The 26,311-nt window shown below is 48.0% G+C and carries 16 protein-coding genes and 1 pseudogene; 14 read left to right on the forward strand and 3 right to left on the reverse strand.

All coding sequences use genetic code 11. The annotated features are described in order from the left end of the window. Together QN395_RS13165 and QN395_RS13170 are read left to right on the forward strand one after the other, a co-directional pair. Positions 1–294, forward strand: a pseudogene (locus tag QN395_RS13165) (histone); the annotation flags it as partial. An 84-nt stretch (positions 295–378) separates the two neighbouring features. Beyond that, the gene (locus QN395_RS13170) at positions 379–927 is read left to right on the forward strand and encodes a YggT family protein (RefSeq protein ID WP_323491836.1); all 549 of its coding nucleotides are present in this window, start codon (positions 379–381) and stop codon (positions 925–927) included. Positions 928–945: 18 nt separating this feature from the next. On the opposite strand, the gene QN395_RS13175 is transcribed toward QN395_RS13170, so the two are convergent. From QN395_RS13175 to QN395_RS13185, 3 genes are all read right to left on the reverse strand, one after another. Next, positions 946–1,950 carry a LacI family DNA-binding transcriptional regulator gene (locus tag QN395_RS13175; protein WP_322121461.1) on the reverse strand — a complete coding sequence of 335 codons (1,005 nt, stop codon included), beginning with the start codon at positions 1,948–1,950 and terminating at the stop codon, positions 946–948. A gap of 583 nt (positions 1,951–2,533) precedes the next feature. Next, positions 2,534–3,223, reverse strand: coding sequence for a TetR/AcrR family transcriptional regulator (locus tag QN395_RS13180; protein ID WP_322121462.1), 690 nt, complete (start codon positions 3,221–3,223; stop codon positions 2,534–2,536). Then, a complete protein-coding gene (locus QN395_RS13185) occupies positions 3,204–4,694 on the reverse strand; it encodes a PLP-dependent aminotransferase family protein (protein ID WP_322121463.1) in 1,491 nt (496 codons plus the stop codon). Before QN395_RS13185 ends, QN395_RS13180 begins: the two co-directional genes overlap by 20 nt. 203 nt (positions 4,695–4,897) lie before the next feature. Between QN395_RS13185 and QN395_RS13190 the strand changes: the two genes are divergently transcribed. The 12 genes from QN395_RS13190 (at position 4,898) to QN395_RS13245 (ending at position 26,010) form a co-directional block, all read left to right on the forward strand. After that, on the forward strand, positions 4,898–6,214 hold the full coding sequence (locus tag QN395_RS13190) for an aspartate aminotransferase family protein (protein WP_322121464.1): 1,317 nt from the start codon (positions 4,898–4,900) through the stop codon (positions 6,212–6,214). Positions 6,215–6,286: 72 nt separating this feature from the next. After that, entirely contained in the window at positions 6,287–7,792 is a 1,506-nt protein-coding gene (locus QN395_RS13195) for a CoA-acylating methylmalonate-semialdehyde dehydrogenase (protein ID WP_322121704.1), read from the forward strand. A 545-nt stretch (positions 7,793–8,337) separates the two neighbouring features. Beyond that, entirely contained in the window at positions 8,338–9,735 is a 1,398-nt protein-coding gene (locus tag QN395_RS13200) for an NAD(P)-dependent oxidoreductase (RefSeq protein ID WP_322121465.1), read from the forward strand. Next, a complete protein-coding gene (gene preA, locus QN395_RS13205; RefSeq protein ID WP_322121466.1) occupies positions 9,735–11,018 on the forward strand; it encodes an NAD-dependent dihydropyrimidine dehydrogenase subunit PreA in 1,284 nt (427 codons plus the stop codon). Before QN395_RS13200 ends, preA begins: the two co-directional genes overlap by 1 nt. 187 nt (positions 11,019–11,205) lie before the next feature. Next, positions 11,206–12,690, forward strand: coding sequence for an NCS1 family nucleobase:cation symporter-1 (locus tag QN395_RS13210; RefSeq protein WP_322121467.1), 1,485 nt, complete (start codon positions 11,206–11,208; stop codon positions 12,688–12,690). A 13-nt stretch (positions 12,691–12,703) separates the two neighbouring features. Beyond that, entirely contained in the window at positions 12,704–14,143 is a 1,440-nt protein-coding gene (gene hydA / locus QN395_RS13215; protein WP_322121468.1) for a dihydropyrimidinase, read from the forward strand. A gap of 58 nt (positions 14,144–14,201) precedes the next feature. Continuing rightward, positions 14,202–15,464, forward strand: coding sequence for a Zn-dependent hydrolase (locus QN395_RS13220; RefSeq protein ID WP_322121469.1), 1,263 nt, complete (start codon positions 14,202–14,204; stop codon positions 15,462–15,464). 849 nt (positions 15,465–16,313) lie between these two features. Next, a complete protein-coding gene (locus QN395_RS13225; RefSeq protein WP_322121470.1) occupies positions 16,314–19,127 on the forward strand; it encodes a M16 family metallopeptidase in 2,814 nt (937 codons plus the stop codon). Between the two features lie 586 nt (positions 19,128–19,713). After that, a complete protein-coding gene (locus QN395_RS13230) occupies positions 19,714–20,985 on the forward strand; it encodes an amidohydrolase family protein (protein ID WP_323491835.1) in 1,272 nt (423 codons plus the stop codon). A gap of 327 nt (positions 20,986–21,312) precedes the next feature. Next, a complete protein-coding gene (locus QN395_RS13235; protein WP_322121472.1) occupies positions 21,313–22,761 on the forward strand; it encodes a DUF4139 domain-containing protein in 1,449 nt (482 codons plus the stop codon). A gap of 665 nt (positions 22,762–23,426) precedes the next feature. Continuing rightward, a complete protein-coding gene (locus QN395_RS13240) occupies positions 23,427–23,861 on the forward strand; it encodes a response regulator (protein WP_322121473.1) in 435 nt (144 codons plus the stop codon). Between the two features lie 130 nt (positions 23,862–23,991). Beyond that, the gene (locus QN395_RS13245) at positions 23,992–26,010 is read left to right on the forward strand and encodes a methyl-accepting chemotaxis protein (protein ID WP_322121474.1); all 2,019 of its coding nucleotides are present in this window, start codon (positions 23,992–23,994) and stop codon (positions 26,008–26,010) included. Positions 26,011–26,311 lie beyond the last annotated feature (301 nt).

Raw genomic sequence — 26,311 nt, forward strand, 5'->3', positions numbered from 1 at the left:
AAAGCAGCAGCGAAGCCAGTCGCTAAAAAAGCGGTAGCAAAGCCAGCAGCGAAAGCAGCAGCGAAGCCAGTCGCTAAAAAAGCGGTAGCAAAGCCAGCAGCAAAAGCAGCAGCGAAGCCAGCGGCAAAAGTTGCGGCCAAGCCAGCTGCTAAAGTTGTAGCTAAGCCTGCAGTAAAAAAAGCAGCGGCCAAGCCAGCAGCGAAAGCAGCAGCTAAGCCAGCAACGCCAGATGCTAAAACGGTCGTAAGCCCGACAGCAGCATGGCCATTCCCTACAGGCACACGTCCAGCGTAATCGGATCGCTTGTACGCCTGAATTTCAGGCACAATACCCACTGCGTGATATCCACCCAGTGGGTTTTTTTTAGGGGTTAGAACAGTGTTGTATGGAATAGTAAGTTTTGTCGTTGATACGATTGCTGGTTTGTTCGCAGGTTTTCTATTACTGCGGTTCTGGATGCAGGCACAGCGAGTCAGGCCGCCTATGGGGTTGGCACAATCCATTTTTCAACTGACAGATTGGCTGGTGCATCCGATTCGCCGCGTGATCCCAGGGTTTGCAGGTTACGACTGGGCTAGCGTGATTGCGACTTTTTTAGTCGCCTTGGTATCGGTATTAATCGATGTTCTGCCAGCGTTTCAGCTCTCTTTGCCAGCACTGGGTTTGCTGGCCTTGTTCAGAATGCTGCAATGGATATTGTATGGTTTGATGGCCTTACTGGTGCTGGAAGCGGTCTTTAGCTGGGTCAATCCCAACGCACCGTTTGCACCGTTTATTCGAGCGCTGAATACACCGATATTATCGCCCCTACGAAAATTATTGCCCCCTTTGGGAGGCATTGATTTTTCACCCATGGTTGCGCTGATCTTGTTGCAGGTGCTGAATCGATTATTGAGCGAATTATTGCCAAGAATCTTATTGCTTTAATCCAAAGATATTTGCAACTCAAGCCGGCGCTTGTCCGGTTGACTGGCGCATGATTAGTTCTGTTTGCAGCATTTCTCTTCGGAATGGTAACTCTGCATTCAGAATCCGGTTGACTAACACCCGTGCTGTCAAAACACCGATTTCATATTTGGGCTGCGCGATGGTGGTCAATGGCGGTGTGCTAAACGAGGCCAGCGCAATATCATCATAACCAACCACCGATAATTCATCGGGAATACGCATTCCAGCTTGCTGCGCCGCACATAAGCCGCCAATCGCCATTAAATCATTACTGGCAAAAATCGCGGTGGGACGATTAGGCAGCGCCAGCAATTGCTGAAACGCGCTAAAGCCGCCCTGGCTGGTGAAGTCACTATGCGCAAGGTAATCGCTGTTGTAATCAACTCCCGCCTCTTTCAAGGCGCGCAGATAGCCCGATACCCGATCACCACTTGGCAACAAAGTCTTAGGGCCAGACACGCAGGCAATGCGGCGATGGCCCAGATCGAGCAAATATTTCGTTGCCAGATAACCGCCTTGCTCATGATCTGCTTCAATAAAGTCTGCGGCAACACCGGGTACTTCTCTATCGACTAATACTTTGGGGATGGCTTCATCTGCGAGTAATTGCGTCAGTTCCAGGTCAATGCCTGAAGAGACCAGAATCAATCCGTCTATTCGTTTTTCCATCAGCACGCGGGTGTAGGCGGCTTGCTTTTTCGGATCATCGTAAGAGTTGCACAGGATGATGTTGTAGCCCAGGCGAAAAGACTCGTCCTCTATGCCTTGGATGACCTCGGCGAAGTAGGGATTGGAATTGTTGGGGATCATCATTCCCAGGGTTTGCGTCTTATCGTTCTTAAGACTGCGTGCCACAGCACTGGGAATATAACGTAGCTCCTGGATTACCGAAAGCACGCGTTCGCGCGCATCTTCACTGACGACCCGGGTGTTGTTGATGACGTGAGAAACCGTAGTGGTGGAGACTCTGGCTTTCTCTGCGACCTGCTTCATTGTTGCCATAAAATTAGATCCTTTCTCTATATGAATTATGACGCATGAATTACAGAAAAGGGTACTTTTAAAAAAATGGCAATTTTATTTTAATCTAGGACTTAGGCAGAATTGTCCCAGCAAGGCTTAGCGACGACGATAGTAATTTTATACAGCTAGGAGCTACAACGCAGCTCGGGCGGTTTTGCGTTAGTCTTATAATCAACAATAAGTGCATTGCAGATGTGTTAGTGGAAGAGTGGAAATTTGATCTCATCACTACGCCAATATTGCCGATGTCGTTCGGCATGTGTTACTGGATCTGGTACGCAAATGATGGCAAGCAGCTTGATTTTTTACCTGAGCTAATTTGATTTAACTTAGTCTTGCAAGGATGATTAAAATATACTCCCCATAAAAATATTAGAAAATGCCGTATTGTCCAATCATTCTCTGGACAACTAATATATACAGTAAGGGAGTATATTTATGCGCCATAAGTTATCTGCACTTTGTACTCGTTGATTTCAGCTAAGAATTGCCATGCAAAATCGGACAGCAAAGACCAGGTTATGTGACGAGCATCGATAACACCTTCTCCAACTTTCTGGAATTATTTGGTCGCGGGAGTAATCGCCAACCCCGCCAGCACCATATCAACGATCAGTTTTTCTGCATCATCAAAATCCTTGCGACTGAGCTGCTTGCGATTCATGACCAGGTTCATTTGAGTCGCAAAGTCTGCATAGGATTGCGTCATGGCCCAGATGGCGAAGAGTAAATGGGTAGGATTGACCGCGGCAATTTTGCCTTGCGCTATCCACTTCTCAAAAATCTCTATGTCTTTACGCAGCAGCGGCACGACTTTTTTACGGATATCTGCGCCGTATATTTTTGCTCCGCCTATCACTTCCATGGCATACACGCGCGAACCCCAGGGCTGCTCGCGTGAAAATTGCAGCTTGGCGACGATGTAACTACGCAGCAATTCTTCTGGCTCGCGGCTATCATGGGCCAGGCTATTCATGCGCTCTAACCATACATTCAAAACATCATCCAGTACCCGCTGATACAACACAGGCTTGCTTGGAAAGTAGTACAGCAGATTTTGTTTGGAGAGGCCAACTTGTTCGGCAATGGTCGCAATTGAGGTGCCTTCGTAGCCGCACTCAGCGAATAGCCGTACGGCCTGTTCCAGGATTTCTGTTTCTAATTTGTCCCGGTTGATCAGGCGCCGGTTGACTTTAGTCGTGGCGGTTTTGGATTTTCCGGCGATAGATTTTTCAGTGTCCAAGAGTGTCATGGCAATTAGTTAGAAAAGTACTGAGTTGTTCGGATTGGGTATAAGCCACGTTGAAGCGAAACCAGATCGTATTGCACGCATCTAGCGTAAAAAATTCACCGGGCGACAACAGGATTCCCGCTTTGAGTGCCTGATCGGCAATCAGTTTGCCATTGAAGCTGAGTGTGGGTGTCGTCTCCCAGCCGGCACTAATAAACATCCCGCCGCGAGGTTTAGCCAACACCGTCATGCCGGCTTTTTGTAAGTTGCTAATGCTGCTTTCGCGTGCGGTATCCAGTTGGCTGATCAGCTTTTCCAGCATGCGCCGGTAGGGACGCGCAGTGATGGCGTGCAGCACAGCGCGCTCATTGATCTCTGATGTGGTCAAACCCGTCAACATCTTGACGCGGACCAATTCAGAAATGAGTGATGCCGAGGCTGCAATCGAGCCAACCCGCAAGGTCGGTGACAGTGTTTTAGAAAAACTACCAACGCGGATAACCCGCCGTAAGCCATCCATCGCTGCCAGAGAAGGATCGCTGCGCGCACTTAGGTCGCGGTATATATCATCTTCCACCACCCAAAAATCAAAACGCTCTGCCAGTCCCAGCAGACGATGCGCCTGCGCATGACTGAGAGAAGTCCCGAGGGGATTTTGTAGCACGGTATTGACGAACATCAGTTTGGGCTGATGGCGGGTCGCTTTCTCTTGCAGTACATCAAAATCCAAACCGTGTTCGCCACGCGGAACACCAACGGGGATGCATCCATGATGACGTATCAGTGACAATAAATTGCTATAGCCGGGATCTTCAACAAAGACGCAGTCACCCGGTTTGGTCAGGGTGCGCAAGATCAGATCAAAACCATGGGTCGCACCATGCGTCAGCACAATCTGATCGGGCTCGACGGCGAATAGTTCATCCGCCAGGGTGCTTGCCAGATGTTGTCGCAGGCTGGGAAATCCTAGAGGATTGCCATAGCCACGTAAGCGCGAAGCAGGAATACGCATCGCGTGACGAATTGCGTCCAGAATCGTCGATTCGCCATACCATTCTGGCGGCAGCCAGCCAGAACCGGCAGGTAGGGCATCCGACACACCGGTATATAAATCGGGACTGAGCGCGTCAATATTCAGTAGCAGTGGTGCTGGCAAGATTGACCGTGCTGCAGGGATTTCACTGCGCGCTACAAAATAACCAGAACCGCGACGCGACGACAATAGGCCCGTTGTCAGCAAACGATCATAGGATTCCACAACCGTAAAAGTGCTGATGCTATTGGATTTAGCAAATTGCCGGACAGAAGGCATTTTGGTCCCAACACGCAGCTCGCCGCTGTTCACCAACTGCGTAATCGACTCCACAATTTGATCCACCAAATTGCCGCGCCTGGTCCGGTCCAGAGTCAGGATGGGCCAGGCTGATGCACTACTGCGGATGGTACATGGCGTAGACAGGTTGTCTGACTTTGCCGATCCTGCATTTTCCATCTTTCGCCTCCATTTTGGTCTAATCAGTTACCATCGCACTGCAATACGTCGTGATATCTGAACTTAACTGTAGTGCTACGTCAACCTGTACGGTTGCTGATTTTTGAGCAAGCTGTATCTGTCGGGATTCTCATCCTGCCGCCTACTATTGCACCATAGTTTTACCACATGGTAAATAGTTTTTCCAAATTCAGGAGTGTCTTATGTATGAATCCCGCCCTAATGATATGCATCCATTTTGGATGCCGTTCACAGCCAACCGCGATTTTAAAAGTAATCCTAGGTTGATGGTGTCAGCTAAAGGCATGCACTACCGTGATGTCGATGGCAATACGATACTAGATGGTACGGCGGGTTTGTGGTGCGTACCGTTGGGACATGCACAGCCTAAACTGGTCAAAGCGGTACAAAATATGGTCGCTCAACTCGATTTTGCACCGACCTTCCAGATGGGGCATCCCTCCGCATTTGAGCTGGCAGAGCGCTTGATGACTTATACCAATCATCGCTTTGGGCAGGTGTTTTATACCAATTCCGGTTCCGAGGCAGTGGACAGTGCCTTGAAGATGGCACTGGCTTATCACCGGGCTCGTGGCGATAGCACCCGCACCCGCTTGATCGGACGTGAGCGTGGTTATCACGGGGTCGGATTTGGCGGTATGTCGGTGGGCGGCATTGCGAATAACCGCAAAACTTTCGGCAGCCTGTTGCCTGGGGTAGATCACTTACCACACACCCACAATCTGGAAAAAAATGCCTTCACTCGCGGTGAACCTGAATATGGTGCGCACTTGGCAGATGAGTTGGAGCGCATTGTCGCTTTGCATGATGCCTCCACTATTGCCGCTGTGATTGTTGAGCCGCTTGCCGGTTCGACAGGTGTCTTGGTTCCACCCAAAGGCTATCTCAAACGCTTGCGCGAACTCTGTACCAAGCACGGCATTTTACTGATTTTTGATGAAGTGATTACCGGCTTTGGTCGTCTGACGACGCCGTTTGCATTTGATTATTTTGATGTCGAACCAGATCTGCTGACAGTCGCCAAGGGATTAACCAATGGCGTCGTACCGATGGGGGCGGTATTTTCTAAAAAATATATCTACGACACTATGATGCAAGGGCCGGATGGCATCGAGCTATTCCATGGCTATACCTATTCTGGCCATCCTCTGGCATGTGCTGCCGCACTAGCAACACTAGATATTTTTGAAGAGCAAAAAGTGCTGGAGCATGCCAGCAGCCTGACTGACTACTGGGCTGATGCAGTGCATTCCCTCAAAGGTTTGCCGCATGTGATTGACCTGCGCAATCTGGGTTTGATTGCTGGCATTGAGCTAGCGTCTATCCCTGGCAAGCCCGGCGCACGTGCTTTTAATGCTTTTAAGCGGGCATTTGCCGATGGCATTTTGATCCGCACCACCGGTGACATTATCGCTTTATCACCACCACTAGTATTAGAGAAATCCCATATCGATGAGTTGTTTGGCAAGCTTGCCGCTATTTTAAAAACCTTAGATTAATGAAGCGAGTGTCTGATTGTGAACCCATTATTGAGTCCTGAATTGCGTCCTGAATTGAATCCTGAATTAAGTATTGAAACCATTCCCCATTTCATCGCAGGTGCACGTGTGGATACTGATAGCGGTCGTTATGCCGATGTGTACAACCCGGCTTTGGGATTACCCATCGCGCGCGTGGCGATGGCATCTTCCGCCGATGTGGATAAAGCCGTTGCCGCAGCAGCGAAGGCTTTTCCCGCATGGGCAAATACACCACCGCTGACCCGTGCCCGCGTCTTGTTCCGTTTTTTACACTTGATGCAAGAAAATGCAGACCGCTTTGCCGGGATACTCACTCGTGAGCATGGCAAAACCTTTGCTGACGCGCAGGGCGAGGTGGCTCGCGGTATTGAAGTGGTCGAATTTGCCTGCGGCATTCCACATATGTTGAAGGGGGAATTCAGCGATCAGATTGCACGTGGGATCGATGCTTGTTCATTCCGTCAACCATTGGGTGTTGTAGCTGGAATTACGCCGTTTAATTTTCCGGCCATGGTGCCTATGTGGATGTTTCCTATCGCGCTAGCCTGCGGAAATACATTTGTTCTAAAACCCTCTGAGCGCGATCCTTCTGCATCCATTTTGCAGGCAGAACTATTGAAACAAGCCGGTTTGCCCGATGGCGTATTCAATGTTGTACAAGGCGACAAGCTGGCGGTAGATGCTTTGCTGGATCACCCGCAAGTGCAAGCGATTAGCTTCGTTGGATCGACTCTTATTGCGGAATATATTTATACGCGGGGTAGCGCTGAAGGCAAACGCGTACAGGCGTTGGGAGGCGCAAAAAATCATATGGTCGTCATGCCTGATGCAGATATAGACATGGCAGTCGATGCTCTAATCGGTGCCGCCTATGGCTCCGCGGGCGAGCGCTGCATGGCGATTTCTGTCGCGGTTGCGGTTGGTAATGCTGCCGACCAGTTGGTCGCTGCCCTAGCCGAGCGCACTCGAGCCTTAAAGATTAACGACGGTATGGCAGAGGGGGCGGAAATGGGGCCGGTCGTCAGTCTTGCCGCCAAGCAGCGGATAGAAAAACTGATCGGACAAGGTGTGGAGGAGGGTGCCACGCTAGTGGTGGATGGCCGTGGTTACCAAGTCAGCGGGCGTGAAAATGGCTTTTTCGTCGGCGGCACGCTGTTTGATCATGTGACTTCCACGATGACTATCTATCAGGAAGAAATTTTTGGGCCGGTTTTATGCGTTTTGCGGTTGCCAGATATAGCCAGTGCCATCGATCTGATTAATCGGCATGAGTATGGCAACGGTGTCGCCATTTTTACGCGTGATGGTGGCGTGGCGCGCGAGTTTGTGCGTCAAATTCAAGTAGGTATGGTTGGCGTGAATGTCCCTTTGCCGGTACCGATGGCTTTTCACAGTTTTGGCGGTTGGAAGCGCAGTCTTTTTGGCGATCATCATGTGTATGGCCCAGAAGGTGTGCGTTTTTATACACGCTCTAAAGCCGTTATGCAGCGCTGGCCGGATGCAAACAAAGGTATTGCGACTGCCGGTGCCGAATTTGCATTTCCGCAAATGAAGTGATCATCCTGCGGCGCAGCAATATCTTAGGTAACTGGAAGTTCAGTAGCAGACAAGTAGCTGGTAAGCAGCAAGGGGTTCATAGATGAGCGGTGCAGCAATAGTGCAAAAGAAGTGTGCTCAGTTGGTGCAAGAAAAAACGTTTATGTATCAAAATAAAGCAAAAAACCAGCAAAAAACTAGTAAGAATGAGGAAAAACGATAGAGTATTTGTTTTTACCAAGTGGTAAATATTGGCACGAGGTTTGCTAGTAATCTGATATAAATCGGGATACGTGAACAGATTTTGTATGTACCTTACTTGCACTTTGTCTAACACTGTAAAAAACATCATTGGCAAAACTGGACCATAACACTGCCTTGTATGTAGTTGCTTGATTCTAGAGTTTTGCTGCGATGGGTAACGTTCCTTGTTCGTCGTTACCAAAGAGTATGAGGAGCGGGTTGATGGATGCGACGATCTGCTCTTTTGCAGTAAAAATGGCGTGTGAAAACACCGAGTACAGACCTAAGTGAAAGCCTAGGTACAAACAATTAGGAATGCAATCATGATTGAAGTCTTAAGCAGGTTGACTAAGCTAGAACATCTTGGACATCCAAGTGCGAGCAAAGAAGAGTTAGCAGGCCGGTTCACCGATCTGGTGCCAGCACTAACAGCGCGCCAGGCACTGATAGAAAGCCAGCGTTGCTTGTATTGTTATGACGCCCCTTGTACGCGTATCTGCCCGTCAGACATTGATGTCGCTAGCTTTATCCGCAATATTGCTAATGAAAATATCAATGGCGCGGCAAAAACTATTTTGCAAGAGAATATCTTTGGTGGTAGCTGTTCGCGTGTTTGCCCTACCGAGATTTTGTGCGAGCAATCCTGTGTGCGTAATCATGATGCGGAAGGGCAGCCAGTCAAAATTGGTCTTTTACAACGTCATGCCATCGACAACATGCAGTTTGGCGAACATCCTTTTGAACGTGCAACCGCAACGGGACGCACGGTTGCTGTCGTGGGCGCCGGACCGGCGGGTCTGTCCTGTGCGCACAGACTAGCAATGTTGGGTAACGATGTTGTGGTGTTCGAGTCACGTGCCAAGGCCGGTGGTTTGAACGAATACGGTATTGCTAAATACAAGTTGCCAGAGGATTTTGCTCAGCGCGAAGTCGAATTTTTATTGGAAATCGGCGGTATCACGATTCAATACGGACAAACTCTGGGCGGTAATTTAAAGCTCTCTGATTTACGCCAACAATATGATGCTGTATTTTTAGCGCTAGGACTTGGTGCAAGCCGAGAGCTTGGTTTGACAGGCGAAGATGCCGCAGGCTTACTCTCCGCAGTGGACTATATCGCTGAACTCCGTCAAGTCGATGATTTGAGTAAATTGCCACTGGCCTCCCGTTGCCTGGTGATTGGAGCAGGTAATACCGCAATTGATATGGCGGTGCAGATGGCGCGGCTAGGTGCCGATGACGTGACCGTAGTTTATCGACGCGGTGCGGAGTCCATGTCCGCTACCGGACATGAGCAAGATATCGCCAAGGCACATCAAGTGCGTTTGAAGACATGGGCTCAGCCGCAACAAATCTTATTGGATGAAACGGGTCGCGTACGCGGTGTGCGGTTTGAAAAAACCCGTATGGATGGTGCTCGCCTGGTCGGTACAGGAGAAAGCTTTGATATCGCTGCCGATGCGATTTTTAAAGCGATTGGACAAGCATTAGATGCAGTATCGATCAATGATGCCCTGGCTGTGGAATTAGAAAAGCGAGGCGATAAAGTTCAGGTGGACGATCGCTTCCGCACCTCAGTTTCGGGCGTCTATGCAGGGGGTGATTGTGTCGCGCCGGGACAAGACTTGACGGTGCAGGCGGTACAGCACGGTAAGCTCGCCGCAGCTGCAATTCATCAAGACTTATTGTCCAACTCACTTTCTAAAAAAGAGGCTACATAATGGCCGATCTCAGCATTAATTTCGCCGGTATTAAATCTCCCAACCCATTTTGGCTCGCATCTGCGCCACCTACTGACAAAGCATATAACGTGATCCGTGCTTTTGAAGCAGGTTGGGGCGGAGTCGTCTGGAAAACTTTGGGTGAAGATCCGGCGCCAGTGAATGTCTCCTCACGTTATTCCGCCCACTTTGGTAAAAATCGCGAAGTCATTGGCTTCAATAATATTGAACTGATTACTGATCGTAGTCTGGACATCAACCTGCGTGAAATTACCCAAGTCAAAAAAGACTGGCCGGATCGCGCAATGATTGTTTCCATGATGTATCCATGCGAAGAGGCGATCTGGAAAGCAGTTTTGCCATTAGTCGAGGCGACTGGTGCCGATGCAATTGAACTCAATTTTGGCTGTCCACATGGCATGCCAGAACGCGGCATGGGCGCTGCCGTCGGTCAAGTACCGGAGTATGTCGAAATGGTCACGCGCTGGTGCAAGCAATATTGTTCTTTGCCTGTTATCGTCAAGCTCACCCCGAATATCACTGATGTCCGCATGCCTGCGCGCGCTGCACACAACGGTGGTGCCGATGCTGTGTCTTTGATCAATACGATCAATTCCATTACTTCAATTGATCTGGACAATATGGTGGCACGTCCGATTGTGGGTGGTAAAAGTACACACGGCGGTTACTGTGGATCAGCTGTCAAACCAATTGCACTCAATATGGTCGCAGAAATCGCACGTGATCCTGCTACTCAGGGTTTGCCGATTTCTGGTATCGGCGGCATCGGTAACTGGCGTGATGCGGCAGAATTTATAGCCCTCGGCGCTGGTTCTGTACAAGTCTGTACTGCCGCAATGCTGCATGGCTTTCGTATTGTTGAAGACATGAAAGATGGCCTGTCTCGCTGGATGGATGAAAAAGGTTATGCCACGATAGAAGATTTTCGCGGTAAAGCTGTTGCCAATACGACGGATTGGAAATATCTGAACATGAACTTCAAGAGCATTGCTCAGATCGACCAGGATAGTTGTATCCAATGCGGTCGCTGTTATATCGCTTGCGAAGACACTTCACATCAATCCATTTCACAACTGATTGCAGACAACGGACAGCGTAAATACGAAGTCATCAAAGACGAGTGTGTTGGCTGTAACTTATGTCAGATTACTTGCCCCGTTGAGAATTGCATTACGATGGTCGCGGAAGAGACAGGCAAACCCTATATGAACTGGATGCAGGACCCGCGCAATCCTAGAGCGGAGAATCTGGTCAAGGCATAAATCAAGCTGTTCTCACTTATTGATTTTAAATATAGCTCTTAGATGTAGCTCTTAGATACAGCTTTTTAATACAGCGTTTAAATACACAGGTCTTAACATATGGATTGCGCTCTTTAAAGGCGCAATCCTTTTGCATTAACAGGCATCCTCAAGATTTTAAGTAAGTCCAACTGAAGGAGAGGTAAACGTGAACAAGACCACCGCAAGCAGCGCACTCTGGAACGAAGATTTGGCACCGACGAGCGAGAGCCAGCGCACCTGGCGCTGGTATCACTTTGCCGCACTCTGGGTTGGCATGGTCATGTGCATACCCGCCTATACGTTGGCGGCTAGTTTGATTGAAGGTGGTATGTCTGCATCGCAAGCGGTGGTAACGGTTTTTCTTGCTAATGCCATTGTGCTGGTGCCTATGCTGCTGATCGGACATGCTGGTACCAAGTACGGTATTCCTTATGCGGTGCTGGCTCGTTCTTCGTTCGGTACCAAAGGTGCACGCTTGCCAGCATTGATGCGCGCGATTGTGGCATGTGGCTGGTACGGGATTCAAACCTGGTTTGGTGGCATGATGATTTACACCTTGGCAGGTGTCTTGCTCGGTCATCCGCTGGGTGGCGATAAGATCGCTGGCCTTGGTATTAATGCGGCGCAGTTCGCGTGCTTTTTAGCGTTTTGGGCGATCCAGTTCTGGTACATTTTTCACGGTATGGATTCGATTCGTAAATTAGAAACTTATACCGCGCCTTTGAAGATCGTCATTTGTTTTGTCCTGCTCGGTTGGGTATATAACAAAGCGGGTGGCTTTGGGCCGATTCTGGATCAACCTTCGCAATTTATTGAGGGAGGCAAAAAGGCCGGACAATTCTGGACTACGTTCTGGCCTTCGCTGACTGCGATGATAGGGTTTTGGGCGACGCTGGCATTGAATATTCCCGACTTCACCCGTTTTGCTAAAACTCAGCGCGATCAGCTTATCGGTCAAAGCGTGGGTTTGCCAGTGCCGATGGCATTGTTAGCTATGCTGGCGGTGATTGTGACTTCTGCCACAGTAGTTTTGTACGGTAAAGCGATTTGGGATCCGGTTGATCTTGCTAGTCGTATGACAGGTGTTGCGGTATTGATCGCTCTGTTGATTTTGTTGATTGATACTGTCAGCGTTAATTTAGCCGCCAATCTGGTTGGTCCCGCATATGATTTTTCAGCACTCAACCCTAAACTGATTTCTTATAAAACGGGTGGCTACATCACAGCGTTTATCGCGATTGCCATGATGCCATGGAAGATTTTAGAATCAACCCAAGGTTATATTTTTACCTGGTTGATCGGCTACTCGGCGTTGTTAGGACCAATCGCAGGTATATTAATAATCGACTATTACTTTATTCGTAAAACCAATCTGGATGTAGCTCAGCTCTATCAAGAAAACGGTAAATATTCTTACGGCAACGGCTGGAACATGGCAGCGATTGTCGCCTTTGTCATCGGTGTTGTGCCCAATATTCCCGGATTTTTAAATGCAGCATTTCCCACATCCTTCCCTGATGTTCCGGGCATATTGAAAACAATTTATACCTACGCTTGGTTTATCGGTCTGGTGTTATCAGGCTTAGTCTATTTAGTCATGATGCAGGGTAAATCGGATCAGGTAGTGGGTGTGCTGCAACCTACTAAATAATCAGGAGACAAATATGAGCATATTAATACGCGGCGGTACTGTCGTTAATGCAGACCGTGAATTCCGTGCTGACGTTCTGTGCCAGGATGGCAAAATCATTGCAGTAGGTGAGCATTTATCCGTTCCTGCGGATGCTGAAATTATTGACGCCAGCGGTCAATATGTCATGCCCGGTGGGATTGATCCACACACACATATGAACCTGCCTTTTATGGGCACAGTGACCGCAGACGATTTTTTTACCGGCACTGCCGCAGGTCTGGCCGGCGGAACCACTACCATTATTGATTTCGTTATTCCGGACTCTAAACAGCCTTTAATGGATGCCTATAAAACCTGGCGTGGCTGGGCAGAGAAGTCAGCCGGTGATTATAGTTTTCACGTCGCAGTAACCTGGTGGGACGATACCGTACATGCTGATATGGGCACACTGGTGCGCGACTATGGCGTGAATAGCTTCAAACATTTTATGGCCTATAAAAATGCCATCATGGCCGATGATGAAATTTTAGTAAAAAGCTTCTCACGTGCGCTGGAGCTGGGAGCTATGCCTACTGTGCATGCAGAAAATGGCGAGCTGGTTTTCTTACTCCAACAAGAGTTATTAAAAAAAGGCATTACCGGACCAGAGGCACATCCTTTATCACGTCCGCCGATGGTAGAAGGTGAGGCTGCCAACCGGGCGATTGCAATTGCCAATGTACTCAATACACCGGTTTATATCGTGCATGTCTCCTGTATAGAATCGTTGGAGGCAATTACCCGCGCCAGAAGTAAAGGCCAAAGGGTATTTGGTGAAGTGCTTGCCGGGCATCTGACGATAGACGACAGTGTATATCGCCATCCTGATTTTGATTTTGCGGCAGGTCATGTCATGAGTCCCCCATTCCGTTCAAAAGAGCATCAGGCTGCGTTATGGCAAGGCCTGCAAGGAGGCAATCTGCACACAACGGCAACCGATCATTGCACCTTTTGCGATACGCAAAAAGCTGCAGGAAAAAGCGACTTTACCAAAATCCCTAACGGTTGCGGCGGCGTTGAAGATCGTATGGCAGTGATCTGGGATGCCGGTGTCAACAGCGGTAAATTGACGCCATCAGAATTTGTCAAAGTGACTTCCACTAACGCCGCACAAATTTTTAATATCTATCCACGTAAAGGAGCGGTTGTGGTTGGCGCAGATGCCGATGTCGTGGTGTGGGACCCGCAAGGCACGCGTGCGATTTCCGCTAAAACCCAATTTGCTAAAGGTGGCTTCAACGTATTTGAGGGTCGCACCGTACGCGGTATTCCTAGCCATACCATCAGCGCAGGCAAGCTAGTATTTAAACAGGGTGAATTACGTGCGGTTCAGGGGGCAGGACAGCATATCGACAGACCCGCATTTTCTCCAATTTATGATGCATTAGGCCGTATGGCGAGTCAAACTGCTCCTAAAGCAATGCAGCGATGATGGTCATCATTTGCGTCTGGTAGCAGGTACATCAATAGATTAAAAAAAGGACAAAACAATGGGTGCAGATATCACTAGCGTAAGAATCAACGGCGACCGTCTATGGAAATCCTTAATGGAACTGGCGCAAATCGGCGCAACCCCTAAAGGTGGCGTCAAACGTCTGGCATTGACCGATCTTGATAAGCAAGGCCGCGATTTAGTGACAGGCTGGGCGAAGCAAGCTGGTATGTCGGTCACCATCGACAAAATCGGCAATGTCTTTATGCGCCGGGATGGCACTAATAATAGCTTGCCACCGATTGTATCCGGCAGTCATATCGATACCCAGCCAACCGGCGGTAAGTTTGATGGCAATTATGGCGTGCTAGCAGCGCTAGAAGTTGTACGCACGCTCAACGACAATAATATCAAGACCGAGGCACCGATTGAAGTTGCGTTCTGGACGAACGAAGAAGGTTCTCGCTTCGTTCCCGTGATGATGGGCTCAGGTGTTTTTTGTGGTGCATTTACTCTCGAGCATGCGTTTGCGGCAAAAGATGTAGATGGAAAAACGGTGAGGGATGAGCTGGAGCGCATCGGTTATCTCGGTACGCAAACTCCCGGTGATCATCCGATTGGCGCCTATTTCGAAACCCACATCGAACAAGGTCCTGTACTAGAGGATGCCGACAAAGTAATCGGCGTTGTACCAGCTGTCATGGGCTTATCCTGGTACGACTGCGTTGTCACAGGGATGGAAGCGCATGCGGGCCCAACCCCCATGCATCTGCGTAAGGATGCTCTGCAAATCGCAACAAAAATTATGCAAGAGGTAGTCAATATTGGTAACCGCTATCCGCCATATGGACGCGGCACTGTCGGTATGGTGCAAGTATTCCCGAACAGTCGTAACGTCATTCCAGGCGAGGTCAAATTCAGTATTGATTTACGCAATGTGAACGATGAATTGCTCAACACCATGCATCAGGAAATTCTGGCGTTTGTCGATAAAACGGCGAGTGACAGTGGTTTGAAAATCAGTATCGAACGCGTCTCCTACTACCCGCCTTGTCCTTTCCATCCGGATTGCGTTGATGCGGTGCGCAGCGCAACCGCCAAGCTGGGTTATTCCACCATGGACGTGGTATCCGGTGCGGGACATGATGCAATTTACACGGCTCGCCTGGCACCGTCTGGGATGATTTTTGTACCCTGTAAGGATGGAATTAGTCATAACGAAATTGAGGACGCTAAATCGGAGCATCTGGAGGCGGGTTGTAATGTGTTGTTGCTGGCGATGTTAGAGCGGGCAAAAATCGTAGCCGATGTGTCGACTTAAAAGTTCGGTAGGGCTAGTACATTACTAGTACGAGTTTTTACTTTCTTTCCCGCATTCGGAAGAGGATTGGGTCGAGGGTATCCGCATATCGAAATATCTGAGCCTAATATTGCTTTGTTGTTGACTTTGATCTTAAACCTCTTTGGACGCTGCAATTTGTATATGACAGAAAAATGGATAAGAAAGCTTCTTTATTTGAGGTGTAGCAGGGATTTCGAGATGTATGCATCTCGCCTGCGTAACGGCATCCGCTTGTAAGCGGATGTTCCTTAGCCAGTTTCGAAGTTTTCCCATTTTTTGTCATGCACAAATTGTGCTGAAGCGTAGCGTAAGCACCCGAAGGGCAAGTCTGCGGTTGCTTTTTTTCCCTTACATTTTCTTTGGCGAAGCAAAGAAACCTAAGTGGCTGCCGGGTCACTCCCGGCTAGTATCCACGGAGTTTAGGCAAGTCAATTCGGATACTTTTTCATTATTAGCGTTTGTTATTTTGATGTTGCAGGCCGGTGGTAGATCGGCGACTCCCCTCTTTCTTTGCTTCGCCAAAGAAAGAGGTCAAAGAAAGGCGACCGCGAAGTCACCGCACGTTCGGGGATCCCGTTTGTGCAGGATGAAAAATGGGAAATGTCCGAAACTCGCCTGCGGCTCAAACAACAGATACTTCTTTTTCCATTTTTTATCCCGCACAAACGGCAGTGCCAAAGCGGAATTCTAAAGTCAAAACCAAAACTAAAACTTACCTTATCACGCGCTGTTCCTTTATATTTAAAGATGCCATCAAATGTAAATAAATCATGTTTACATCGCTATCATTGTATTATTGCAATCCCTATTTATTACGAGTAAACCACAATGATCAAGTTGATGGGACGCACAGTCGCCAGTGTATTTTTTCTCACTCTCTCCTGGTCAGCACATGCCACGATTAATCTGACTGATCCAATTCCGGTAGGGCCACAAGTTAAAGTAGGCAAACTCCCTAATGGACTGACTTACTACATCCAAAAAAATGCTAAGCCTGAAAAACGAGTTGAATTACGTTTAGTCGTTAAAGCAGGTTCGATTCTGGAAGACGATGATCAACAAGGGCTCGCCCATTTTACCGAGCATATGGCATTTAACGGTTCACGCCATTTTAAAAAGCATGAATTGATTTCCTACTTGCAGTCTATTGGCGTGAAATTTGGCGCTGATCTGAATGCCTATACCAGCTTTGATGAAACCGTCTATATCCTGCAAATTCCAACCGATAAAAAAGAAAACTTAGAGACTGGATTCCAGGTCTTAGAGGATTGGGCGCAAGGCGTGCAGATGAATGACGCTGATATAGATAAAGAGCGCGATATTATCCTGGAAGAAGCGCGCTTAGGGAAAGGCGCTAACGACCGCATGAACAAGGTATTGTTGCCCGGGATTTTTAACGGATCAAAATATGCAGATCGCTTGCCCATCGGCAAAGAAGACATTATAAAAAACTTTAAGTACGATGCGGTCAAGCGATTTTATGCTGATTGGTATCGTCCTGATTTGATGGCGGTAGTTGTGGTCGGTGATATAGAGCCAGAGCAGGCAGAGAAAATGGTGCTAGCACATTTCGCACAACTGAAAAATCCTGCCAAAGAACGCCCGCGCGATTACGCCAAGATTCCGGATCGGGCAGAATCCAAAGCCTTGGTCATTACTGATAAAGAGGCGACTAGCAATATCGTGCTAATACGTTATCCAGTTCGCGTTGCTAGGCCTAACGTGATAATTTCTGATTATCGCCAGAGCATGATCAAAAGATTAGCAGCATCAATGCTCGGTCAACGTATGCAAGAATTGACTCAGCAAGCAACGCCGCCATTTTTAGGCGCGTCCAGCTCGATGGGGCAATTAGTCCATGGTTACGAATCATTCTCTTCTGTTGCCGCTCTTGGAAGTGGCGGAGTTGAGCCAGCGATCAATGCAGTAGTACAAGAAAATGAACGCGCTCGTCAATTTGGTTTCAGCGCTGATGAGTTAGATCGTGCCAAAAAAACGCAACTTCGTAATTTAGAAAATAGCTATAACGAGCGCGATAAATCTAATTCCGGCATGTATGCAGCAGAGTACATCCGTAATTTTTTAGATCAAGAAACTATCCCGGGAATCGTTAACGAATATGCCTACAATACAGAATTGATGCCAGGGATTACCCTGTCTGAGGTAAATATGTACGTCAGCAAATCCATACCAGCAGCAACCCAAAAACTGGTGGCCTATATGGGTTCCAGCAAAACAGATGTGCCGGCACCTTTAGAGTCGGCATTGCTGCAAATGGTGATCACAGCTGAGAAAATGCCTGTCGTTGCTAACGAGCAGAAAAAAGTCGCTTCAAATTTAATGGAGCGCCCACAAAAATCTGGCAGCATCATTTCTGAAAAATATAATAAGGAACTGGATTTAACCGAATTGACGCTGTCAAACGGTGTCAAAGTCGTTCTCAAATCGACTGATTTTAAAAATGATCAGGTATTGATCAGTACCACACGTTTTGGTGGGCAATCCCTATATGAGAATAAAGATAATTTCAATGCCCGCTATGCCAGTAGCATAGTCTCAAGCATGGGTCTAAAGACTTTTTCATCTACCGATATTCCAAAAATTTTAGCTGGAAAATCGGCTAACTTACAAACCAGTAGTGGTTTTTATACTGAGGGTTTTAGCGGTTCTGCAGGCAGCGCGGATGTTGAAACTTTATTTCAACTGCTATCTTTGCGAATGACTAGCCCACGCAAAGACGAAGAGCTATTTAAGTCGTATATTAAAAAAGGACAGGATGCGACAAAAAATACGATGGCAAGTCCTGAATCTATATTCAACGATGCGCTGATCACGACGCTGTATAACAATCACCCGCGCTCAGTTCGCTCCGCAAAGCCAGAAGATTTTAGTCAGATTGATCTGGATCGTAGCATGGCGATTTTTAACGACCGTTTTAGTAGCGCTAAAGGGCTGACTTTTATCATTGTAGGTAGTTTTGAGATCGATAAAATAAAACCGCTGATTACGGCTTATCTAGCAAATTTACCCACGTCCGAGATTGTCACTACTTACAAAGATTTAGGGATGCATATTGTTACTGGCGTAGTAAAAAAAGAAGTGCGAGTTGGTACAGAGCAGAACAGCAGAGTCGTCCTTAATTTCTCTGGCGCTGCTACTTATTCTAAAGAAGAAAATATGCGTTTTCACGCCATGCTCGATGTACTGAATCTTCGTATTACGGATATTTTGCGTGAGAAATTGACCTTGATCTACGGTGGAGGCATGGGTGGCTCTATCAATCGTATCCCTGATCAAAATTATCGTATCGGCGTCACTCTGCCATGCGGCCCAGAAAATGTGGATAAAGTGATCGCTGCTATGTTTGCGGAAATACAGCAAATAAAAACGGACGGACCATTATTGGCGGATCTGAATAAAGTAAAACAGAACTGGCTTAAAGAACGACAAATACAGATGCGTACGAATACTTATTGGCTTGGTAATCTACAAGACTCTATCTTGTATGGCACTGATATGGCAGAGATGTTAGGTTATGAGGCGCGCGTCAATGCAGTGACATTGGATGATATAAAACAAGCTGCTAACCGGTATTTTAATTTGAATAATTATGTACAGTTTGTGATGTATCCAGAGAAGTAATTTGTCTGCTATGTCACGCATAGAGATTGCTAGTCTTTGTCCTTTGCCGAACTCTAGTGAAAGATTGATTGCTGTTACTTTTGTCTTTGGCGAAGCAAAGAAAAGTAAGTGGCTGCCGGGTCACTCCCGGCTGGTATCCACGGAGCTTATACAAGTCAATTCGTCTATTATCAGGTCGTAATTTTTGTGACTGACATTTGGTATTTTGAGATTGCCGACCGGTGGTAGACCGGCGGCTACCCTCTTTCTTTGCTTCGCCAAAGAAAGAAGGCAAAGAAAGGCGACCGCGAAGTCACTGCCCCTTCGGGGTTCCCGTTTTTATCCGTCAAAAATGGGAAAAGTTCGAAACTCGCTTTGCTCAGACAACGAACCTTTCTTATCCATTTTTAACGGATAAAAACGGCAGTGCCACAGCGGAATTCCAACTTCAAAAGCTAGTTCAAAACCAACGTCAAAAACTACGCCTCGGCCAATTTATCTTGCTTCTCAAATTCCTGATTTGAATCCATAGTTTCCTCACAATGATCAAGCGCATCGGGCATAATAATCTCTATCTAACTCTCCACTCCAAACCGCAAGGACGCTCATGGATCTGATTATTCGTAACGCCAATTTACCTGATGGTCGTACCAATATCGATATAGCGATTGAGTCCGGTCGTATCGTCGCGATAGATCACAAGTTGCCAGCACGAGCGGTGCAAGAAATAGATGCCGGTGGCAATCTGGTATCGCCACCGTTTGTCGATGCGCACTTCCATATGGACGCAACGCTTAGCTATGGTCTGCCGCGAGTCAATCAGTCAGGTACTTTGCTAGAAGGGATTGCATTATGGGGCGAGCTGAAGCCGATGCTGACGCAAGATGCGTTAGTGCAAAGAGCGATGCAGTATTGTGATTGGGCGGTCGGGCGTGGCTTGCTGGCGATACGGTCGCATGTTGATATTTGCGATGACCGTTTGCTGGCAGTTGAGGCTTTACTGGAGGTCAAAAAGCGGGTCGCAGCTTATATCGATTTGCAATTGGTCGCTTTCCCGCAAGATGGCATATTGCGCAGCGCGACGGCGCTGACTAATTTAAAGCGGGCGATGGCGATGGGCGTTGATGTGGTCGGTGGTATTCCACATTTTGAACGCACCATGGCCGATGGTGCGGAGTCCGTCAAAATCCTGTGCGAATACGCTGCTGACAACGGATATCGTGTGGACATGCATTGTGATGAATCCGACGATCCTTTGTCGCGCCATATCGAAACATTGGCCTATCACAGTCATCGGCTGGGTATGCAAGGCAGAGTGACTGGCTCCCACTTAACCTCGATGCATTCCATGGATAACTACTATGTCAGCAAGTTGCTGCCGTTGATACGCGAGGCCGGTGTCGCAGCGATTGCTAATCCGCTCATTAATATCACCCTGCAAGGTCGTCACGACGCGTATCCAAAAAGACGTGGCATGACGCGGGTGCCAGAAATGTTGGCTGCCGGGATTGATGTCGCATTTGGTCAGGATTGCGCGATGGACCCGTGGTATAGCCTGGGTTCTGGCGACATGTTAGAAGTCGCACACATGGGATTGCATGTAGCGCAGATGACCGGGCAAGAGGCAATGCGCGCGTGCTACCGCGCCGTCACAGAGACGCCAGCCACCATCTTGGGTTTAGAAGGCTACGGTATCCAAGTCGGATGTCATGCTGATCTCGTGATACTTGACGCCGCCAATACGATAGAAGCAATACGCCTGCGTGCCGCCAGATTAACCGTCATACGACGCGGCAAAGTCATCAGCCAGATGCCTGCTGCCAAAGCCAGTTTGCAACTTGACGGCCGGCCATCACAGATTAATTTCAGGTTGTCTTAAGACACCTGTTTTTTTTTTCTAAATATATACTCCCTGTATGTATATATTAAGTGTCCATGTATTATTTGGTTAATAGGACATTTTTTAAATAAATTATGAGGAGTATATTAATTCTGTATATCTATGTGTGTGCCTGTCTCTGTCTCTGTATCTTTGTGTGAAGCCCTGTTTTAGCACACGAAAATCTTCCCGGTTAATGACAGCGTGACAGCGTGCAGATTTCAGCTTTGAACTTCACGGCCTTGCGCAAGTCATACTCATTGCATCACATTTGCCCTTGGCATACAGTGACTACCGTATTTCCTATTGATCAAAAAGAGGACTCCTATGCGACCACCACTCTCCGCGACACTGCTTCTGTTGACGCTAATTGGCAGCACCAACCTTAGCGCCAACGCACAGACAGAAGAACAGCGCAGCACGCTTAACGATCAGCAAGAAGTTGCCGTCACGATTTATAACAATAATCTGGCCTTAATTAAAGATCAGCGCAAAATTCAACTCAAGAGTGGTGTCTCTTCGCTCGCCTTCCGTGATGTCAGTGCCAATATGCGGCCAGAAACCGCTTTGCTGCGCAGCATTACCTCGCCAGGCAGCTTGTCGGTGCAAGAGCAGAATTTTGATTTTGATTTGCTGACGCCGCAAAAATTATTAGAGAAATATGTCGGACGTAATGTCACTGTGATCCGCACCAATACCGCGACCGGTGCCGAAACGACAGAGTCCGCTTTGGTTCTCTCCGCGAAAAATGGCGTCGTACTCAAAATTGGTGACCGGATAGAAACCGGTGTGCCGGGCCGTATTGTGTATAACGATGTGCCGTCTAATCTGCGCGACCGGCCAACTCTGGTCATGGCATTGGATAACAAAGGTGCGCAGCAACAAGCAGTAGAGTTAAGTTATCTTACGAGTGGACTGGCATGGAAAGCAGACTATGTGGTTGAACTCAATCCGGCGGAAGATAAGCTGGACATTTCTGGCTGGGTCACACTGACCAATACCAGCGGTGCCTCCTATCGCAACGCTAAATTGCAACTGGTCGCTGGCGATGTGCATCAGGTTCCAGATCAATCTCCTAGAGTACAAATTACTGGCAATGCAGTTGCTGCCGCGCCGTTGATGAGGAAGGCGATGGTAGAGGAATCTCTGTTTGAATATCATCTCTACACCTTAGACCACCCGACGACCATTGCCGAAAATCAAACCAAGCAAGTCGCTCTGTTATCCGGCAGTGCCGTGCCAGCGCGCAAAGAGTTGTTGCTGAGCGGCAGCGATTATTATTACCAAAGCAGTTACGGTGATATTGGTCAAAAAATCAAAGTCGCCGCTTTTGTCGAGTTTGATAATAAAGAGAGTTCGCATCTCGGCATGCCAATTCCTAAAGGCACGATTCGCGTCTACAAAAAAGACAGCTCAGGTAATACCCAGTTCATCGGCGAAGACAATATTGATCACACGCCGAAAAACGAAAAAGTCCGCATTAAATTGGGTGATTCCTTCGACGTCACTGCGGATAAAAAGCAGACTGACTTCAAGAAAATTTCTGGAACTGGTAAATACAATTCCAACTTCGAGAGTGCGTTTGAAATTGTATTGAAAAATGCCAAAAAAGAAGCAGTCGTTGTTACCGTTCAAGAGCCGATGCCGGGCGATTGGAAAATCATGAGCGAGAGTCATCCTCACTCCAAAGATGCTAGCAATACCGCAGTCTGGAAAATCAGTGTGCCGGCAGAAGGTAGCACCAAGTTGGTCTATCGTGCCCAGGTTCGCTATTAAGCCGTCACATCCGTGTTCGTCGTGCATTGGTTGCGTTGAAAGGCAAGATTGACGCTGTAGCCCGATGATGATTTCGGGCTGCAGCGACGAAGACCGTTCCGATCAAAAAAATATACTCTACGTGAGTATATTTTTTTGCCCAGAGAATAATTGGACGATCGCCCCTATTTTACTTAATTAAGGGGGGAGTATCGACATTTAGGGCGATTTGATTGCTCGTTCCTGTTCGCGTACTCATCCCACATCTCTCTTCCCGTCGTGGAAGATTTTCTACATTCCTAGAACCTATACAAAATTGTCATGGTAACGTGTAACAACGACGACATTACTTCAGTACGGCAATGTGCTGCAACGCAGTTGGCGCGATTGTCGTAAATCCGAATTCATTTAGCTCGCATCAATACGAATGAATTCGATACGTTCGCGTGCGACTTTGACGGCAGCATTTTTTTTGCTCCGTTATTCATCAATTGAGTGGTTGACAAAAGCCAGCTACAGATCAACACTGAATTGTCCAACCCTCTTCCAACATGTTTATTTCCAAGACCGAAAGGTGATGCTGTCATCTGAATTTTTTTGATTGCATTCTACCAACTGCGTTCATTCTGATCTGGCAACAACCAATAGATTTAAGCCAGTTTTTCATGGATTGCGATTGATTTTTCATGCGGTTTCATAGCGATCGTTTAACCATGATACGACCTCGTCCTTATCGTGCCGGTGACCCACTTAGCGTCCTTGTGGTGGACGATGATTATTTTATGCAGCGCATGGCGATCATGGTGCTCGATAGCTTGGGGCACTCTGGCGTCGTGGTTGATGACGGACAAAAAGCACTGAGCTGTCTGGCGAAGAGACAGTTTGATCTGGTGCTCATGGATGTCATGATGCCGGTGATGGATGGCTTGCAGGCACTCGCGGCGATCCGTGCAGCAGAACAACAGTTTGGCACCAGGCAAGCAATTATTATGGTGACAAGTCATGCAGAGCCTAGAGACAAGATTCGCCTGCAGAAAGCAGGGGCGGATGGCTATGTCAGCAAGCCTATAGATGTAGAGCAGTTGTGCTCAGAACTACAGCGGGTCATGCTAAAAATTTAAGCATATCTTTGACTATGTTTTGCAATCTTTTTTGGTAATGCCGCTTAATATTTTGCTCTAAGGAAATTTTTTCTAATCGTCGCGGTTCAAGTTACAGCGCCCAGAACTACATTAATAAACGGAGTCAACCATGACGAAAGTTGTAAGAGCCAGTCCCGAGATGCAGAAATTTCTCGCCGCACCAGACAGCGAACCAGTTTCCGGAAGTGCATTTGATGTACACGGATTCTGGACACTGGGTGTAGTGCTGATGCGCAATCTGCGATTTAAAGCGAAAGCGCTACTCATTTGTTTGATGTTTCTGGTGCCAATGATCGTACTGGGCTGGGTTTATTATTCCAGCACCATGGAGAGTATTCAGTTTTCCGCCAAAGAACGTCTGGGCGTGGAATACAACCGCGAGATATTTCCCGTCTTAGAGCTTGCTCAGCAGCTACGTCGCGACGCGACCAATGCCGCCATCTCCGGCACTGCGCCAACCACGATGGCCGACGTGAAAGACAAACTGCAAGCAGCACAAACCAAATTAGCGGAAGTTGAAAAACGGTTGGGTGGCGATCTGGATACAGCCAAGGCCTATGCTGACGTACAGACCGCATTTGCACAAGCCAATGCGGCGACGGCGACAGATGCTGTTTTTAAAGCCCATACGGCGCATGTGGATTCGCTGATTGCTTTGTTGAACTTAGTGACAGACAACTCCAATCTGACGCTCGATCCTGACATTGCCAGTTTCTACGTGATGGATGCGGCGTTTGCCCGAGTCCCCGATATTATTGAGTCCTCTGCAAAACTGCGAGGCCTGGGTCTGGCAGTCTTAAAAGTAGGCAGCATTACTCCCGCGCAGCAAAAGACCTTGAGTGAGCTGATTCCGATTGCAGAATTTCAATCGAATAATATGCGCACTGGGCTTGCCAAGGCGTTCGTTGCGGATAAAACTTTGTCTGATAAATTGAATGTTGCGCCGACCTTGGATGCCACTACCGCATTCTTCGCACTGGCGCGAAAAAGCGTGATCGATAGCCAGGACTATGCGCCTGAAGTGCAAGCCACGTATCTTGATGCTGCCAATAAGACCGTTCATGGGCAGTATGAGCTGGTGCAACGCCTGATGAATGAGCTGGACGGTTTGCTAGCGACGCGCGTATCAGGAATGAAGTCGACTCTTTACATAGTCTCTGCCATTTTATGCGTCGGTATCTTGCTCGCATTTTATTTCTTCTATACGTTTTATTTGGTCACCAGTGGGGGCTTACGCTTGATCAGTAAGCATCTGCAAGAAATGGCTGACGGTGATTTACGTCGCGCGCCAGCCAAACCTTGGGGTAAAGATGAACCGGCGCAAGTGATCGGCGATCTGCGTCATGCCTATGATTCTTTGCATGGACTAATTCGCACGGTTCGGCATTCTGCCCGCTCATTGCATGCCACCAGCGCCGAGATTGCCTCAGCAAGTTTTGATCTCTCGTCCAGAACAGAATCTGCTGCCGCGTCATTGGAGGAACAATCAGCGGCCATGGAAGAGATCGGTTCGACCGTTGATAACACAGCAGAACTGGCCAGCCTTGCTGCCAAATTTGCCGCCGATAATGCCAAGGTTGCAGAAGCTGGTGGTAAGGTGATCGCAACCGTAGTTACGACGATGCAAGAGATCTACACTTCGTCTTCCAAGATCAATGACATCATCGGCGTCATCAACGGCATCGCTTTTCAGACGAATATTCTGGCGCTGAACGCGGCGGTAGAAGCCGCCAGAGCAGGTGAGGCCGGACGTGGCTTTGCGGTCGTTGCCAGCGAGGTTCGCAATCTGGCACAGCGCAGCGCCGCCGCCGCGACCGAGATCAAAACATTGATCTCCAATAGCGTGGATCAAATTGCCAGCGGTACCAAAGTGGTTGAGCAAGCGGGCACCACAATGACCACGATGGTGACCAATGCCAAACAAATTAATGTCTATCTCAGCGATATTTCTTCTGCCTCCCGTGAGCAAGCTCTGGGCGTGACGCAGGTAGCGGCAGCGGTGCATGCCTTAGACGAGGATACGCAACAAAATGCAGCGCTGGTAGAGCAAACGACAGCCGCATCTGGCGCATTGACTCAACAGGCGGAGACATTGCAACATGAGATTGCTAATTTTAAGGTTGCTTAAGCCACATTGAAAATGATGCATAAAGAATGAAAAGCCAGGCAACGAATGCGTGCCTGGCTTTTTTCTTGGGGTTCATTCGAGGTATGCAAATAGGCTCAAGTGCAGCTCGGGACAGTACTGGGCAGACGCAGTGAGACCATTTGACTTTGATTTTTCTAAAAACACACATCGACAAAATATTTTGTAAAGCAAGCTTGACATCTGCTTTTTTGAGATCTAATATGTAAAACATGCTTTACATCAAAAAGAGATGTAAAAAAGTTAAGCAGCGGCAAATATGACCAATCGCTGCTTATTTTTT

This window comes from Undibacterium sp. RTI2.2 (assembly GCF_035018705.1).
Classification (GTDB): Bacteria; Pseudomonadota; Gammaproteobacteria; order Burkholderiales; family Burkholderiaceae_D; genus Undibacterium.